Annotated in this window: 11 protein-coding genes; 5 read left to right on the forward strand and 6 right to left on the reverse strand. The window is 69.2% G+C overall.

Annotated features, from left to right (window positions below; genetic code table 11):
- Positions 1–32: 32 nt before the first annotated feature.
- The 4 genes from speD to AB0M45_RS11670 all read right to left on the reverse strand — a co-directional run bounded on the left by speD (position 33) and on the right by AB0M45_RS11670 (position 6036).
- The gene (gene speD, locus AB0M45_RS11655) at positions 33–1235 is read right to left on the reverse strand and encodes an adenosylmethionine decarboxylase (RefSeq protein WP_364326139.1); all 1203 of its coding nucleotides are present in this window, start codon (positions 1233–1235) and stop codon (positions 33–35) included.
- Positions 1236–1243: 8 nt separating this feature from the next.
- Complete coding sequence (locus AB0M45_RS11660) at positions 1244–2359, reverse strand: type III PLP-dependent enzyme (RefSeq protein WP_364326141.1); 1116 nt, start codon at positions 2357–2359, stop codon at positions 1244–1246.
- Positions 2360–2522: 163 nt separating this feature from the next.
- Positions 2523–5021: a DUF3516 domain-containing protein gene (locus tag AB0M45_RS11665; protein WP_364326143.1), complete on the reverse strand. Its 2499-nt coding sequence runs from the start codon at positions 5019–5021 to the stop codon at positions 2523–2525.
- Between the two features lie 70 nt (positions 5022–5091).
- On the reverse strand, positions 5092–6036 hold the full coding sequence (locus AB0M45_RS11670; RefSeq protein WP_364326146.1) for a PAC2 family protein: 945 nt from the start codon (positions 6034–6036) through the stop codon (positions 5092–5094).
- 279 nt (positions 6037–6315) lie between these two features.
- On the opposite strand from AB0M45_RS11670, the gene AB0M45_RS11675 reads away from it, so the two are divergent.
- Both AB0M45_RS11675 and AB0M45_RS11680 read left to right on the forward strand, forming a co-directional pair.
- The gene (locus AB0M45_RS11675; protein ID WP_364326149.1) at positions 6316–7020 is read left to right on the forward strand and encodes a DUF5642 family protein; all 705 of its coding nucleotides are present in this window, start codon (positions 6316–6318) and stop codon (positions 7018–7020) included.
- A 475-nt stretch (positions 7021–7495) separates the two neighbouring features.
- Positions 7496–8572 (forward strand): DUF4192 domain-containing protein, encoded by a 1077-nt coding sequence (locus tag AB0M45_RS11680; RefSeq protein WP_364326152.1) that lies wholly within the window; start codon positions 7496–7498, stop codon positions 8570–8572.
- A 188-nt stretch (positions 8573–8760) separates the two neighbouring features.
- Here AB0M45_RS11680 and galE read toward each other — a convergent pair whose 3' ends face one another.
- Together galE and AB0M45_RS11690 are read right to left on the reverse strand one after the other, a co-directional pair.
- A complete protein-coding gene (gene galE / locus AB0M45_RS11685) occupies positions 8761–9741 on the reverse strand; it encodes a UDP-glucose 4-epimerase GalE (RefSeq protein WP_364326155.1) in 981 nt (326 codons plus the stop codon).
- Positions 9742–9744: 3 nt separating this feature from the next.
- Positions 9745–10431 carry an iron dependent repressor, metal binding and dimerization domain protein gene (locus AB0M45_RS11690; protein ID WP_364326157.1) on the reverse strand — a complete coding sequence of 229 codons (687 nt, stop codon included), beginning with the start codon at positions 10429–10431 and terminating at the stop codon, positions 9745–9747.
- 326 nt (positions 10432–10757) lie between these two features.
- On the opposite strand from AB0M45_RS11690, the gene AB0M45_RS11695 reads away from it, so the two are divergent.
- The 3 genes from AB0M45_RS11695 to AB0M45_RS11705 all read left to right on the forward strand — a co-directional run bounded on the left by AB0M45_RS11695 (position 10758) and on the right by AB0M45_RS11705 (position 15039).
- The gene (locus AB0M45_RS11695; protein ID WP_364326254.1) at positions 10758–11912 is read left to right on the forward strand and encodes an acetoin utilization protein AcuC; all 1155 of its coding nucleotides are present in this window, start codon (positions 10758–10760) and stop codon (positions 11910–11912) included.
- The gene (locus tag AB0M45_RS11700) at positions 11905–14574 is read left to right on the forward strand and encodes a GNAT family N-acetyltransferase (RefSeq protein ID WP_364326160.1); all 2670 of its coding nucleotides are present in this window, start codon (positions 11905–11907) and stop codon (positions 14572–14574) included. The genes AB0M45_RS11695 and AB0M45_RS11700 overlap by 8 nt, the downstream gene beginning before the upstream one ends.
- A gap of 162 nt (positions 14575–14736) precedes the next feature.
- Positions 14737–15039: a DUF4333 domain-containing protein gene (locus AB0M45_RS11705; RefSeq protein ID WP_364326162.1), complete on the forward strand. Its 303-nt coding sequence runs from the start codon at positions 14737–14739 to the stop codon at positions 15037–15039.
- Positions 15040–15195: the final 156 nt, after the last annotated feature.

Raw genomic sequence — 15195 nt, forward strand, 5'->3', positions numbered from 1 at the left:
GGATCCGGCCGGCGCGTTCGGGCTCGACCTGCCTACACCCGCAGCGCGTGCGGTTCGATCGCGCCGCGCATCAGCGCCCGCGCGTCGATGGTCTCGGGCTTGTACGGCAGCAGCGCCAGACGATCGGTCATCCCCTCGACCGGGTCCTCGACCGTGTCGACCAGGCCGAACAGGAACGACCACTCGTGCTCGTCGCTGCCGTAGTGCACGACGGTGCCGAACTGCTCGTGGAAGCGCTGCCAGGACCGCTTCAGCGTCTCGTTGCGCCACATGGTCGCGCATCCGGCCTGGGCGCTCAGCACGCCGCCGGGAGCGAGCAGCGCGCGACATCGGGACAGGAATTCCGCCTCGTAGAGCCGGTTGTGCTGGGCGTCCTCGACGCGCTCGTCCGGCAGGTCGATCACGATGACGTCGTAGCGGGTGCCGGTCTCGGCCGCGGCGGCGAGGAAATCCCAGCCGTCGGCGTAGTGCACCGTGATCGGCCCCTCGCCCTTGACCGCGGCGGCCAGTTCATCGCTGGTGTAGCCGTAGGGCAGGTGCTGGGCGCACAGTTCGACCTCGAGCTGGTCGATGTCGACGTGATCGACGTGGGTGGCGCCCGCGGCGACCGACATCTGGCTGGCCACGCCCTCGCCGGAGCCGATGATGAGCACCTTGTCCAGCTTCTCGGCCAGCGTGAAGGCCGGGACCATCATCGCCTCGTGGTAGGTCAGCTGGGAGAACTCGGTGGACTGGCGGTCGTCGTCGGAGAACAGGCTGATGCCCTGCTCGGTCCGCGCGATGACCATGTGCTGGAACGGCGTGTGTGTGTCGACGATCACCTCGTGCAGGTCCCAGATGCGGGTCAGGCCCGCGCCGACCGGTTCCTCGATCCGCTGGCCGCCGTGTCCCCTGCGGATGACCTGCATGCGAACATCCTTGGGGGACAACTTATCCCGGAGCAGCTCGACCGCCTTCGACGCTCCCGCGCCGATGCTGCCGCAGGTGAAGACGTCGACGAAGATGTCGCCGGACTCCGGATAGGTGTGAATCGAGGCGTGGGACTCCGACAACAGCGCGAGGACGGTCACCCCCTGCGGTTCGAACTTCTTGTGTACGACATCGCAGATGGTGACGCCCGCCGCGATCAGAGATTCACGCAACGCCGATTCGAGTCGTTCGAGATCGTCGCAGAGGGCTGCGTCGACACCACCGAACTCGGCCAGCACATGCCAGCCGGTGAATTCCGCCGTCATGGGCAAACTCACTCTCGCTCAGCGCCCGAGACATGAACGGTCAAGGGCGGAAAACCATTGAAGGACACCGACGAATAGCTCGCGGTATAGGCGCCGGTGTCGGGGATCCGAATGCGATCACCGGCTCGCAACGTGGTCGGTAGGAGGACTCGCGTGCGTTGATACAGTACATCGTCGCCGTCGCAGGTCGGACCGGCTACCACCGCCTCATCGACGGGGTCGCCGTCCCGGTCGGTGACGAACCGGTAGGCGATGTACTCGTTCTCGGTCTCGGCCATGCCGTTGTAGCGGCCGATGTCGAGATACACCCAGCGTCGTCCGTCCGGCGCGGTGCGGACGCCGACGACCTCGGCATGAATCGTGCCCGCCGAACCGACCAGTGCGCGGCCCGGTTCGACGACCAATCCGGTTTTCCCGGAAAGGAATTCGGCCGCGGCGTGCTGCACTACCGCGGCGATCTCACCCAGTGCGGGCGCGGAGTCGGCGTAGGAGATCGGCAGCCCGCCCCCGATGTTCACCCAGCCGACCGGAATATCCTTGTCCGCCAAGGCTTCCACGATCCGGCCCGCCTGCTCGATGCCGATCCGCCACGCGGCGGGGTCCAGTTGCTGGGAGCCGACGTGGAAGTACGGCCCGGCGACGGCCAATCCGAGATCCCTGGCCCGGACCAGCAGCCGGAACGCCTCGCCCGGTGTGCAGCCGAACTTCGTGCCGAACGGGGTCCGCGACTCCGGTGCCGAGGCGAGGAAGCGGCACTCCACTTCGGAGCCGGGTGCGTGCTCGACGATGCGCAGCAGGTCGTCTTCGGTGTCGAAGGCGAAGCGGCGCACACCCAGCGCATAGGCCCGGGCGATGTGGGCGGCTTTCTTGATCGGGTTGCCGTAGCACAGCCGTTCCGGCGCTACCCCGAGCCCGAGGCACAGGTCGATCTCGCCGATGCTGGCGACGTCGAACTCCGCGCCCTCCTCGTCGAGCAGGCGAACGATCTCCGGCACCGGGCTCGCCTTGACGGCGAAGCGGATCCTCGTCGCGGCGCCCCGGTCAGCGGACAGGGCGGCGTCGAGCGCGCGGTAATTCTCGCGGACACGCTCGGGATGGATGACAAGGTACGGCGATTCGGGCATAGTTGATCTTTCGCTTGGGCAGCGGGGGAGAGAGTATCAGCGGCCCCTACCCAGAAACGAATCCGTCAAACCTCGGATTCGCTGCACGGTCGCCGAACCCCGCCCTGCTACCAGGATGGGCGCGCCGACCTGCGTGGATACGGAACCGGCAGTGGGTGCGGGTTCAGCCGGCGGACACCGTGACGTCGTCGAAGACGACCTCGCCCGCGGCGTCGGACTCGGCGAGATCGACCACCGCGTCGATCGACCAGCCATGGTCGCCCGCCGGGTCGTCGAGCACCTGCCGCACCCGCCAGAATCCCGGTCTTCGATCCACCTGGAACAGCTGCGGGCCCCTGGCGTCGGGGCCGGTGCCGATCCGCTCGTACTCCGCGAAATAGTCGGCCAGTGCCTGCGCCCAGTCCAGGCGCGGGCTCAGTTCGGCCAGGTCGTCCCAACGCCGGAGCGCGGCAAGCTCGACGCGGCGGAACATCGCGTTACGGACCAGGACCCGGAAGGCGCGCTCGTTCGCGGAGATCGGGCGCACCGTCTCCGCGCCGAAGGCGACCTGGTCGGCGTCGGTCTCCGCGCCGGGATTGGTGAGCTGCTCCCATTCGTCCAGCAGACTCGAATCCACTTGGCGCACAAGTTCACCGAGCCACTCGGTGATGTCGTCGAGTTCCTCGGTGCGCGCGGAATCCGGTACCGTGCGCCGCAGCGCGCGGTAGGCGTCGGCGAGGTAGCGCAGCACCACGCCCTCGGAGCGGGCCAGCTCGTAGAAGGAGATCAGCTCGGCGAAGGTCATGGCGCGCTCGATCATGTCGCGCACCACCGACTTCGGCGCGGGCGCGAACTCCGACACCCACGGATGCCCGGCCCGGTAGGTCTCATAGGCCGGTTCGATCAGCTCGGCCAGCGGCTTGGGCCAGGTCACCTCTTCGAGCAGCTCCATCCGCTCGTCGTAGTCGATGCCGTCGGCCTTCATCTCGGCGATCGCCTCCCCGCGCGCCTTGTGCTGCTGGGCCATCAGCAGCTGGCGCGGATCCTCCAACGTGGATTCGATGAGCGACACCACGTCGAGGGTATAGCTCGGGGAGTCTTTGTCCAGGAGCTCCAGCGCGGCCAGCGCGAACGGCGACAGCGGCTGGTCGAGGGCGAAGTCGCGTTGCAGGTCGACGGTCAGCCGGGCGCGGCGGCCGTGGGCGTCCGGTTCCGGCAGCTGCTGGACCACCCCGGCGTCGCGCAGCGCGCGGTAGAGCCGGATCGCGCGCAGGATGTGCCTGCGCTGGGCGGGCCGCGGTTCGTGATTGTCCTCGAGCAGGTGGCGCATGGCGTCGAAACAGTTGCCCGGCCTGGCGATCACGTTCAGGAGCATGGCGTTGGTGACGGTGAAGCGCGACACCATCGGTTCCGGCTGGGCCGTGACCAAGCGGTCGAAGGTGTCCTCGCTCCAGGAGACGAAGCCTTCCGGCGGCTTGCGCCGCTGCACCTTGCGTTGCTTCTTCGGGTCGTCGCCCGCCTTGGCCAGCAGCCGGGTGTTCTCCACCTCGTGCTCGGGCGCCTGCACCACGACCGTGCCCATGGTGTCGTAGCCCGCCCGTCCCGCGCGGCCGGCGATCTGGTGGAACTCCCGGGCTTTCAAGCGTCGGGTGCGCACGCCGTCGAATTTGGTCAGCCCGGTGAGCAGCACCGTGCGGATGGGCACGTTGATGCCCACGCCGAGGGTGTCGGTGCCGCACACCACCTTCAGCAGTCCGTCCTGAGCGAGCCGCTCCACCAAACGGCGGTATTTCGGCAGCATGCCCGCGTGATGGACGCCGATGCCGTGCCGGATCAGCCGGGACAGGGTCTTGCCGAAGCCCGCCGCGAACCGGAACTCGCCCAGCGCCTCGGCGATCGCGTCCTTCTCCGCGCGGGTGGCAAAGTTCACGCTGGTCAGCGCCTGGGCGCGCTCCAGCGCGGCGGCTTGGGTGAAGTGCACCACGTACACCGGCGCCTGGTGGGTGGTAACCAGTTCTTCCAGGGTCTCGGTGATGGGGGTGCGAGCGTAGGAGAAGCTCAGCGGGACCGGGCGTTCGCTGCCCGCGACGATCGCGGTGGAGCGGCCGGTCCTGCGTTCCAGATCGCGGGCGAAGAAGTCGACGTCGCCGAGCGTGGCCGACATGAGCAGGAACTGGGCGCGGGGCAGTTCCAGCAGCGGGACCTGCCACGCCCAGCCCCGGTCGGGATCGGCGTAGAAGTGGAATTCGTCCATCACGACCTGGCCGACACCGGCGTCCGCGCCTTCGCGCAGCGCCAGATTGGCCAGGATTTCCGCGGTGGCGCAGATGATCGGCGCGTCCGGGTTCACCGCGGCGTCGCCGGTGACCATGCCGACGCGTTCGGCGCCGAACACCTCGCAGAGGGCGAAGAATTTCTCGCTCACCAGCGCCTTGATCGGAGCGGTGTAATACGTGCGCAGGCCCTGGCTGAGCGCGAACAAGTGTGCGCCGACCGCGACCAGTGACTTTCCCGATCCGGTGGGGGTGGCGAGGATGACGTTGGATCCCGAAGCCAGCTCCAGCAGTGCTTCGTCCTGCGCCGGATACAGCGGAGTGCCCTGCTCGGTGGCCCACATCCCGAACGACTCGTAGAGTGCGTCGGCGTCGGTCCCCGGGATGTCGAGCAGTTCGGTCAGATCCACTCCGACCACCCTACGGCCTCGCTATCGGCGGGGCGTGCAGGGGCGATCGGTACTCCGACCGCGCCCGGAGTCAGTCCCGCTCGCCCTTGTCGTCGCCGTTGTAGCCACCCTGTTCGGCGAGAAATCGTTCGAACTCCGCGCCCAGCTCGTCACCGCTGGGTAGCTCGCCGTCACCGGCCAGCAGGCTCGACTGCCGCTCCTGCGCGGTCACGAAGCTGTCGTACTGCCGCTCCAGGGCGTGCACCACGGTCTCCACCTCGACATTGCCCGCGATGTGCTCGTTGACCTGTTCGCGCACGCGCGCGGCGGCCTCGCCGAGCGCGGCCAGCGGAAATTCCAGGCCCGCGTTGCCGGCGACGTTCTCCAGCAGGGTCTGCGCGGCCTCCGGGTAGGCGGTCTGCGCCAGGTAATGCGGGACATGTACCGAGAAGCCGACCGACTCGTGACCGTGCTGGGCCATGCGGAATTCCAGCAGGGAGGACGCGCTGCCGGGCACCTGGAGTTCTCCCGGCCACCGCTGATGCTCGGAGATCAGGTCGCGATCGGAGGAATGCGCAGTCACCCCGAGCGGGCGGGTGTGCGGAATGGCCATCGGAATCGCGCTCAGCCCGATGCTGCGGCGTACGCCGAGTTGTTCGGCGAGCAGGCGCACCGCGGTGGTGAACTTCTCCCAGCGTAGGTCCGGCTCCAGACCCGCGAGCAACAGGAACGGGGTGCCCGCGGTGTCACGCAGCGCCCAGAGGTTGAGCTCCGGCTCGGCGTACTCGGAGAAATGATCGGTCTTGAACGTCATGAGCGGGCGCCGCGAGCGGTAGTCCAGCAGCTCGTCCACGTCGAACGAGGCGACCAGCTCGCTCTCGAGGCTCTCGCGCAGGTGCGTGGTAGCCAGCCGTACCGCGTGTCCGGCGTCGGTGAAGCCTTCCAGTCCGTGCACGAGGACCGGGCCCGAGCCGTCGGCGGACGACAGCTGCGGAGCGGGGAACTCCAGTTCGTACATTCGCGACTCGTAGTCCATCGCGTACTCCTTCCTGCGCGGTTCCTGCGGCCCGGACGCGTACCTCACGCGCCAGTGTGGTTGCCTGCCCGATCGTTCGCCACCGGTGGTGGTAGTCATGCGACGAGCAGTCGTCCGAGACGGGGACCACCGTCCATTGTCCCCCATGCCGATGACGGTCATCGCGCACGGCCGGACACCGGCCCATACTCCGAGGCAACAGCATCGGTGGGCCGCGCATTCCCGGCCCGGCGGCGTGGCATCTCCGGCTGAGCTCCGGGAGTTTGGCACAGTGAGCGTGTGACGGTGGTGGATTCGACGCGCAGGCGGCCGAGCTGGACGGTGCCGGTCGTGTGCGCCGTGCTGCTGGCCGGGTGCGGGTCGACAGTGCCGGGCCGCCCGCATTCGTCGGCACCGACCACGGTGACCCGCCAGGTGAGCGCGGAACTGCCGACGCTGCTGCCGGATCCGGCGCAGTTTCCCGCCCGGTACCCGGCTGTGGTGCTGCCGCAGGAAGCCGTGGCCCAGGCCGCGGGCGATTTGGACGGCATAGGACGCGGTGCCGGCGTACAGCCCAGCTGGTGTGTGCCGCCCCGCCAGGACTTCGGACCTGACCGGACGGCGATGGCGGTGGGCACGGACGAGGCGACACGCGCCACGCTGACCGTCGAATTGGCGCGCACCGAGGAGGCGTTGGCCTCGTTGCGTGCCCGGTCGACGCAGTGCGGATCGGTGCGGGTGACCCGCGCGGGCGCCACGACCACCGTGCTGACCGAGCTGGACGCGCCACCAGCGGCCGACGCCGACGACACTGTAGCGCTGCGCAGGACCGTGCGGCCGGAGGCGGGCGGTGCCGGGCTGACCCAGTCCATGCGTACGCTCGTGGCCCAGATCGGGGATGTCCGAATCTCGGTGACGTACATGTCTTTCGACCACGGAGAACCGGATACGGTGGCGCTGGACGCACTGTTCTCGACGGCTGTGCGAAAGGTGCGAGAGGGGTAGGCGCGGCTCATCCCGGACCGGCCCCGGCGCCACCGTAGCAGCCGCCACCGACATCGATCGCGGTCGCTACGGCCGCGTGGGCGATTCATGCACAGTGTGGAGTGAATTCCCCAGACCAGCCGAAACACGAGGTCGGCCTCGAAGACTTCAGAGCGCGGACCCGAAGACTCGGCGCATGACCACTTCCGCGACACCCCATCCCGCTCCTGAACCTGTCGACGCCGAGCCCGAGGGCCGGGACAGCGCGCGCCGCCCTGGCATGCGTAGCCGACCTGCGCTGGCCTGCCCTGCCTCCTCCGGTACCCGGCGACCCGACGACGTAGATGCTATTGCGCGAAAGTCGGTTTCGAAGACATCGGAAGCCGAAGCGAGCGCGGCGGCGAAGCGGCGTACCCGTGCCGACCCGGTGCGAAAAGCCCGGTGTTGCGACGAGCCCCCGCCCTTCGGCCGGGATATGCCCCAACACGCTGTGTCCGTGCATGATCCGGGCGAGCTGATCGCGGCGGTACCCGCGATGCTGGGGTTCACTCCGGAGCGGTCGGTGGTGGTGCTCGTCCTGCGGCGTGGAGCCGCGGACGCCGCGGTGGTCGACGCGGTGGTGCGGTTCGACCTGGACTGCCCTGGTGAAGGGCGGGTGCGCTCCGGGCCGCTGGCCGCCGCCGTTACGCGGATCTGCGGACCCGAGGCGGCGGAGGTGCTGGCGGTCCTGGTCGACGATCGCGCCGGAGAACCGGACCCTCACGCCGACCGGAAGCGCTGCGCCGCAGGACGATTCGACGTGCTGGTCGGCGCGCTCGGCAGGCGATTGGCGTTCGCCGACATTGCACTGACCGGGGCGTGGGCGACATGCGAGATCGCCGCCGGGCAGCGCTGGTGGACATTGACCGGGCCGGACCGGCGTGGTGTGCTCCGGGATCCGGCCGCCTCGATGGTCGCGCTCACCCATGTGCTGGACGGCAGGCCCATCCGCGGCTCCCGCTCCGAACTCACCGACCTGGTCGCGGTGGATCCGCTGTCGTGCGCGGAAGTCGCGGCGCACTTGGAGAAAGCGCTGACCCTCGCCCGGGAGCGATATGCGCGGGCCGCGCGCCACGGTGATCCGAACGAATACAGCAGGCAGGCCCTCGACTACGTGCTGTGGCAGATCGCCAACGTCGCGTCCGGCACGGCCCTGATGGCGCCCGAATTGGCGAAACTTGCCGTCGCCCTGCGGGATCGGGCGGTCCGGGACACGATGTTCGCCTTGGCCGTCGGCGACCATGCCGCCGCTGCTGAGGCGCTGTGGGGCGCGTTGACCCGCGCCCTGTCCGGTCCGGATCGCGCCGAGGCCGCGGCGCTGCTCGGCTACAGCGCTTACGTTCGCGGTGAAGGTCCGCTCGCCGGCATCGCCCTGGAGGCCGCGCTGGAGGCGGATCCGGGACATCCGATGGCGGTGCTGCTCGGTACCTCACTGCGCCTGGGCATGCGTCCGGAACAGTTGCGGCGACTGGCCCGCAGCGGCTACCAGACCGCCGCGGGGCTCGGTGTCGACCTGGGCACATCAGCGTCGTGAAGGGGCCGTGCGGGTGGGATGTCGAATTGGCGGAGCGTCATTCTCCGAAGGGAGTTCCGATTGACCGCAGGGAGGATCCCGCAATCCGCGCTGCGCCCGGAGGATCATTGCCCTGGCCGAGCCGTCGGCTGGGTCGGGCTGGTGAGGTTGTGCCCGCCCGAGCCGAGGCTCGGGGGGCGCGGAGCCGACTACTGTGCGCTGTGCGCGCGAGAACCGAGCGACTGGAGGAAAGCCCAGGCGTCGGTCACGATCTCGTCGAGGTCGTTGTGTTCAGGTCGCCAGCCGAGTTCGGCGATGGCGCGCGCACTGGAGGCGATCAGCGTCGCCGGGTCGCCGGGGCGGCGCGGCGCGTCCTGTGCGGTGATCGGCAGACCGGTGACCCGTTCGCACGCCGAGATCACTTCACGCACGGAGAACCCGGTACCACTGCCGAGGTTGTAGATCCGGTGGGTGCCCGCCTCCGCCGTCGACAGGGCCAGCAGATGGGCCTGGGCGAGGTCGCGGATGTGGATGTAGTCGCGGACCGCCGTGCCGTCCGGGGTGGGCCAGTCGGTGCCGAAGACCGAGATCGCCTTGCGATGCCCGGCCGCGACCTGCAGCACCAGCGGGATGAGATGCGTCTCCACCACGCGGTTCTCGCCCAGACCACCGTAGGCGCCCGCGACATTGAAATACCGGAGGCTGGTCGCCGCAAGCCCGTGCGCGATCGCATAGGAGGTGATGGCATGGTCGATGGCCAGCTTCGAGGCGCCGTACGGATTGGTCGGGCGGGCCGGGGCGTCCTCCGTGATCGGCACCTGCTCCGGTTCGCCGTAGACGGCCGCGGTCGAGGAGAAGACCAGCCGGGGCGTGCCCGCGCGCCGCATCGCCTCCAGCATTTCGAAGGTCTTCACCACGTTGCCGTGCCAGTATTTCTCCGGCTGCTGCACCGACTCGCCGACCAGCGACTGCGCCGCGAAATGCAGGACACCGTCGAAGGTTTCGGCGGCCAGCAGCGCGGGCGCGGCCGCCGCCACGTCGCCCTCGACGAATCGGGCGCCGGAGGGAACGCCGTCGGCGTTTCCGGTGGACAGGTCGTCGACCACGACGACCTCGTGCCCGGCTTCGAGCAGAACCTGCGCGCAGACACCACCGACGTAGCCCGCGCCACCCGTTACCAGAAGTTTCACGCGTCAGACCAGCTTCACCTGGACGGCGTGCGCCATCTCGTCCGACAGCTCGAAACCGGCATGCCCCGGCACGGTGATGACGACCGAGCCCGGCTTGTTCTCGACCGTGACGCGCGCGTCCGGCACGACGCCCGCTTCGCGCAGGCGGCCGATGACCTCAGGATCGGTCTGGATGTGCTCCGCGAGCCTGCGCACCACCACGGCGTGCACCTGCCCGTGCGGCAGATCCGACAGCCGCACCAGTTTCTCGTCGGCGGCGGCGGGCGGTACGACGCCCAGTTCGTCCAGACCCGGGATGGGGTTGCCGTACGGGGAGGTGGTGGGGTGGTTGAGGACCTCGACCAGGCGTCGTTCGACGTCCTCGCTCATCACGTGCTCCCAGCGGCAGGCCTCCGCGTGCACGTTCTGCCAGTCGAGCCCGATGATGTCGACGAGCAGCCGCTCGGCCAGCCGGTGCTTGCGCATCACCGCCACTGCCATGCTGCGACCCTTCTCGGTCAGTTCCAGATGACGGTCTCCGGCGACCAGCAGCAGACCGTCACGCTCCATCCGCGCCACGGTCTGGCTCACCGTCGGGCCACTCTGCTCGAGGCGCTCGGCGATCCGGGCGCGCAGGGGCACCACGCCCTCCTCCTCGAGGTCGTAGATGGTACGGAGATACATCTCCGTGGTGTCGACCAGATCCTTCACCTGTTACCCCTTCGTCGGCCCGAATTCTACCCACGCACGCCGACACCGCCGTGTGCCGGATCGTGTCGCTCCGCGCCGCGCCCGATGTCTCCGGCGGCGCCGCGGCAACCCGGTCGGCGCACGGCAGGCAGCCGTGACCGCACTTGCTTGTATTTGTACTGCATAGGAACGTTTCGCGGGGTCCCTTGCTTCCCGCTAGCGTTGCGAGTATGGCCACTGCACCCCGCGGCGAACCTCCGGCGTCGGCGTCGTCCGGGAAGAGCCGGCCGGGAACCGTCGTCTGGACCGATCGGTTTCTGGATTACGCCTGGACCCCGGAGCATCCGATGAAACCGGCACGCCTGAAGTTCACCATGGCGCTGGCGGAAAGTCTCGGCTTGCTCGAGGGCGTCGAACTGCTCGAACCCGCCGGCGCGGAACGCCAGGACCTGCTGCGCATTCACACGCCCGACTATCTCGACGCCGTCGAACACGCCGTGCCGCCGATCGGTTCGCCCACCGCACCCCCCTATGGCTTGGGTTCGCCGGACAATCCGGTGTTTCCGCGCATGCACCAGGCGGCGTCCACGATCGTCGGCGGCACCTTGGCCGCGGCACGGGAGATCGCGGAGGGGCGCACCAAGCGCGCGGTGAGCATCGGCGGTGGCATGCATCACGAGATGGCCGATTCGGCTGCCGGGTTCTGCGTCTACAACGACCCCGCGGTGGCCATCTCCTGGCTGTTGGACCACGGTTTCGACCGCATCGCCTACATAGATGTGGACGTCCACCACGGTGACGGTGTGCAACGGGCCTTCTACGGCGATCCTCGGGTGCTGACCATTTCGCTGCACCAGCACCCGGCAACCCTGTGGCCCAACACCGGTTGGCCGGAGGAGACCGGCGCGGGCGCGGCGGAGGGCACGTCGATCAACCTGGCGCTGTTGCCGGGCACTCGGGACGCGCAGTGGCTGCGCGGATTCCATGCGGTGGTACCCGGCGCCGTGGCGGCGTTCCGGCCACAGATCGTGGTCAGCCAATGCGGGGTGGACACGCACCGGGAAGACCCCTTGGCCGACTTGGAACTCACCGTCGACGGTCAGCGTGCGGCGTTCCGCGCTATGCGCGACCTGGCCGACCAGTACGCCGAAGGACGCTGGCTCGCCGTCGGCGGCGGCGGATACGGCCTGATCCGGGTGGTGCCGCGAGCTTGGACGCATCTGCTGGCCACCGCGTTGGATCGCACCATCGACCCCGCGACACCGATACCGCAGAACTGGATCGACGGAATCCGCAGCGCGGCGCCGCGGTCGGATCCGCCACACACCATGGGCGATGGCGGTGACGTTGCTTACCGTCCGTGGGATGGCCCCGGCGGTACCGGGGAGACTGGGGACATGCGGCTCGACCGCGCCCAACGCGCCGTCGACATGGCCGTGCTGGCCACCCGCCGAGCGACTTTCGGGTTGCTGGGCCTCGATCCGGAGGACCCTCGTGACTGACTTCCCCGACACCGGAGCCCCCGCCATCCCGCCTCCGCCGCCGCAGCACTGGTTCGCCGACGTGCTGGCCTCCGACGGCGGCGTCGTGCGGCTGCGTCCGATCACGCCCGACGACGCCGATCGCCTGCAGGAATTCCACGGCGCGCTGTCCGATCGCACCAGGTATCTGCGGTATTTCGGTCCCTATCCGCGGATCTCGCCCAAGGACCTGTACCGGACCACGCATGTCGACTACCACGACCGGGTCGGGTTGGTGCTGGAACTGGGCGAGGCGATCGTGGCGGTGGGACGCTACGAGTTGCTGGACCGGGTCGGCCCGCGGGCGGCGGAGGTCGCGTTCGTGGTGGCGGACGGGCATCAGGGGCGCGGGCTCGGCTCGATTCTGCTGGAGCACCTGGCCGGCGCGGCCGCCGAGAACAAGATCGAGACCTTCGTTGCCGAGGTGCTCGCGGAGAACACCGTGATGGTGACGGTCTTCCGGGAGGCGGGCTATCAGGTCGAGCGCAGCAGGGATGGGTCGGTGCTGCATCTGGAGTTCGCCATCGACCCCACCGAAGCGCTGCTGTCGGTCCGCGATTCGCGCGAACGTGCCTCCGAGGCGCGCAGTGTGGGCAATCTGCTCGCCCCGCGATCGGTTGCGGTCATCGGCGCCACCCCGGCGGCGGGGCGGGTCGGCGGAGTGGTGCTGACGAATTTGCTGTCCGGCGTGTTTCAGGGACCGGTGTTCCCGGTGAACCCCAACCGGAAGGCGGTGCGGGGAGTACGCGCGTACGCGACGGTCAGGGAGATCCCCGACGAGGTCGATCTCGCCGTGGTCGCGGTGCCCCCCGCCGCGATCGGGTCGGTACTGGACGACTGTATGGCCAAGGGCGTGAAGGGACTCGTGGTGCTGACCGCCGGGTTCAGCGAAACCGGCCGGGACGGCGTTGCGGCCGAACGTGAGTTGGTCGCCGCAGCCCGCGGCCACGGCATGCGCGTGGTCGGACCGAGCGCGCTCGGCATCGCGAACACCGACCCCGGTGTGGCCATGAACGCGACACTGGCCCCAGTTCTTCCCGGCCGTGGGCGGATCGGATTCTTCTGTCAATCCGGGCCATTGGGCGCGGCCATTCTCGGCGAGGCCGCGGCGCGCAATCTCGGCCTCTCGACGTTCGTATCGGCGGGTAACCGTGCCGACGTCTCCGGCAACGACCTGCTGCAGTACTGGGACAGCGACCCGGACACCGACGTGGTGCTGCTCTATCTGGAGAGCTTCGGTAATCCGCGCAAGTTCTCCCGGATCGCGCGCCGGGTGGCCAGAACCAAACCGATCGTGGCGGTGAGCAGTGGCCGCTCGGTCGCCCAGCAGGCCGGTGACATGGACCGTTCGATCGTGCGGGATCTGTTCGCGCAGGCGGGCATCGTCCAGGTCGACTCGATTTCCGAGCTCTTCGACTGCGCCGCCCTGCTCGGCTACCAACCGCTGCCGCGCGGCGAGCGGCTGGCGGTGGTCGGCAACAGCACGGCGCTGAACTGGCTGGCCGTCGACGCGGCCAAAGGCGAGGGCCTCCAGGCCGGCGATCCGGTGAATCTGGGGCCGCAGGCGACGCCGGGTGCGTATCTGGACGCGCTGGTCGCGGTCTTGCGGTCGGACGAGATCGATGCTGTCATCGTTGTTTTCGCGCCGCCGGTGCCACTGCCGACCACTGGGTTCGCGGACGCGATCCGCGCGGCGGCGGCCGCCGTGCCCGAGGTCGAGAAGCCGGTTCTCACCACGTTCGTCGCCGAGCAAGGGATTCCGAACCTGCTCGCGGTGCGCGGCGCGGGCGCCACCGCGGTGCACGGTTCGATTCCGTCGTATCCCGATCCCGAGCGCGCCGCACGGGCGCTGGCCCGGGTCCGGCGTTATGCCGAATGGCGCACCAGGCCGGTCTGCGCTGTGGTGCGGCCACGGGACATCGACAGCGACCGCGCCCGCCAGCTGGTGGTGGACTGGATGGCCGGATCGGGCGGTCGCTGGCTCACCGATCTGGAGACCGTGGAACTGCTTGCCTGCTATGGCATTTCGGTCGTGGAGTTTCGCGAGGTGCGCAGCGCCGAGGAGGCGGTCGCCGCCGCGGAGGAACTCGGCTACCCGGTGGCGGCCAAGGCGACCGGCGAATTGTGGCGGCGCAGGCCGGATCTCACCGGCGTCCGGCTCGACCTGTGGCGGCCGGAGGCGGTGCGGCAGGCGTACACCGATCTGGCCGAGCTGTGTGGTGATCCACTGCTGCACATCCAGAAGATGGCCACCAAGGGTGTCGGCTGCATCCTGCGCGTGCAGGACGATCCGTCCTTCGGGTCGGTGATCGAGTTCGGCTTGTCCGGCCTGATCATCGAACTCCTCGGCGACCGCGCTTACCGGGCGCTTCCGCTGACCGCCGACGAGGCCACCGCATTGATCGACGCGCCGCGCGCCGCCCCGCTGCTGTCGGGTACTCCCGCCAGCCCACGCGTCGACAAAGCCGCCCTCGCCGAACTCGCCCAGCGCATTTCAGCCCTCTTCGACGACCTACCGGAGATGCGGGAATTGTCCTTCGATCCGGTACTGGCCTCACCGAGCTCGGCGGAGATCCTGTACGCGCGCGGCCGCATCGGCCCGGAACCGAGCCGTTTCGACTCCGGTCCGCGTCGGCTGGGCTGACGTCGATCGTGTCGGCCGGGCGGGAGCGCGCCAGCGGCGAGGGCGATGGCGCGCCTGAGCCGTCGGCTCGCACAGGCCATGTCGCGGGTGCCCGATAACGGACGATCGCTGTTGCCGCGATCTGTCGATGCCAGATTCGTCCGAAAGAAAGGCCTGCTCGCCATGAAGATCCGAATCCTTGCCCTGCTGTCGCTGGTCGCGGCGGCGCTCACCGCGTGTTCCGTCAGCATCGGCACCGCGAAAGTTGCGGAGGCCGACTTGGAGAAGTCGGTCAAGGACTCGCTCACGCAGGAAGTCGGCCAGGAACCCGACGCGATCGACCGTCCTGGCGATCTCACCGGCAAGACCGGGACGACCATGCGCTGCACGTTGACCCCCGGCGCCGACAACCTGGGCGTGACCTTGACCGTGACCTCGGTCGAGGGCGACACCGTCAAGTACGACATCGCGGTGGACCAGGGCTGAGCACGGCGACAAGCCGGGAGAGGGGGAATACGACACCGCCGACCGGCTCGCGCGACGCCCGGAGGGGGCGGGCCACGCGCGGTCACCGGTCGGCGCGGAAAGGTGACCTCTGTGAGGTCACCGAGCCGAACGCCGGAGCTGTCCGCGAGCTACCGG

It is taken from the genome of Nocardia sp. NPDC051787 (genome assembly GCF_040681325.1).
GTDB lineage: Bacteria > Actinomycetota > Actinomycetes > Mycobacteriales > Mycobacteriaceae > Nocardia.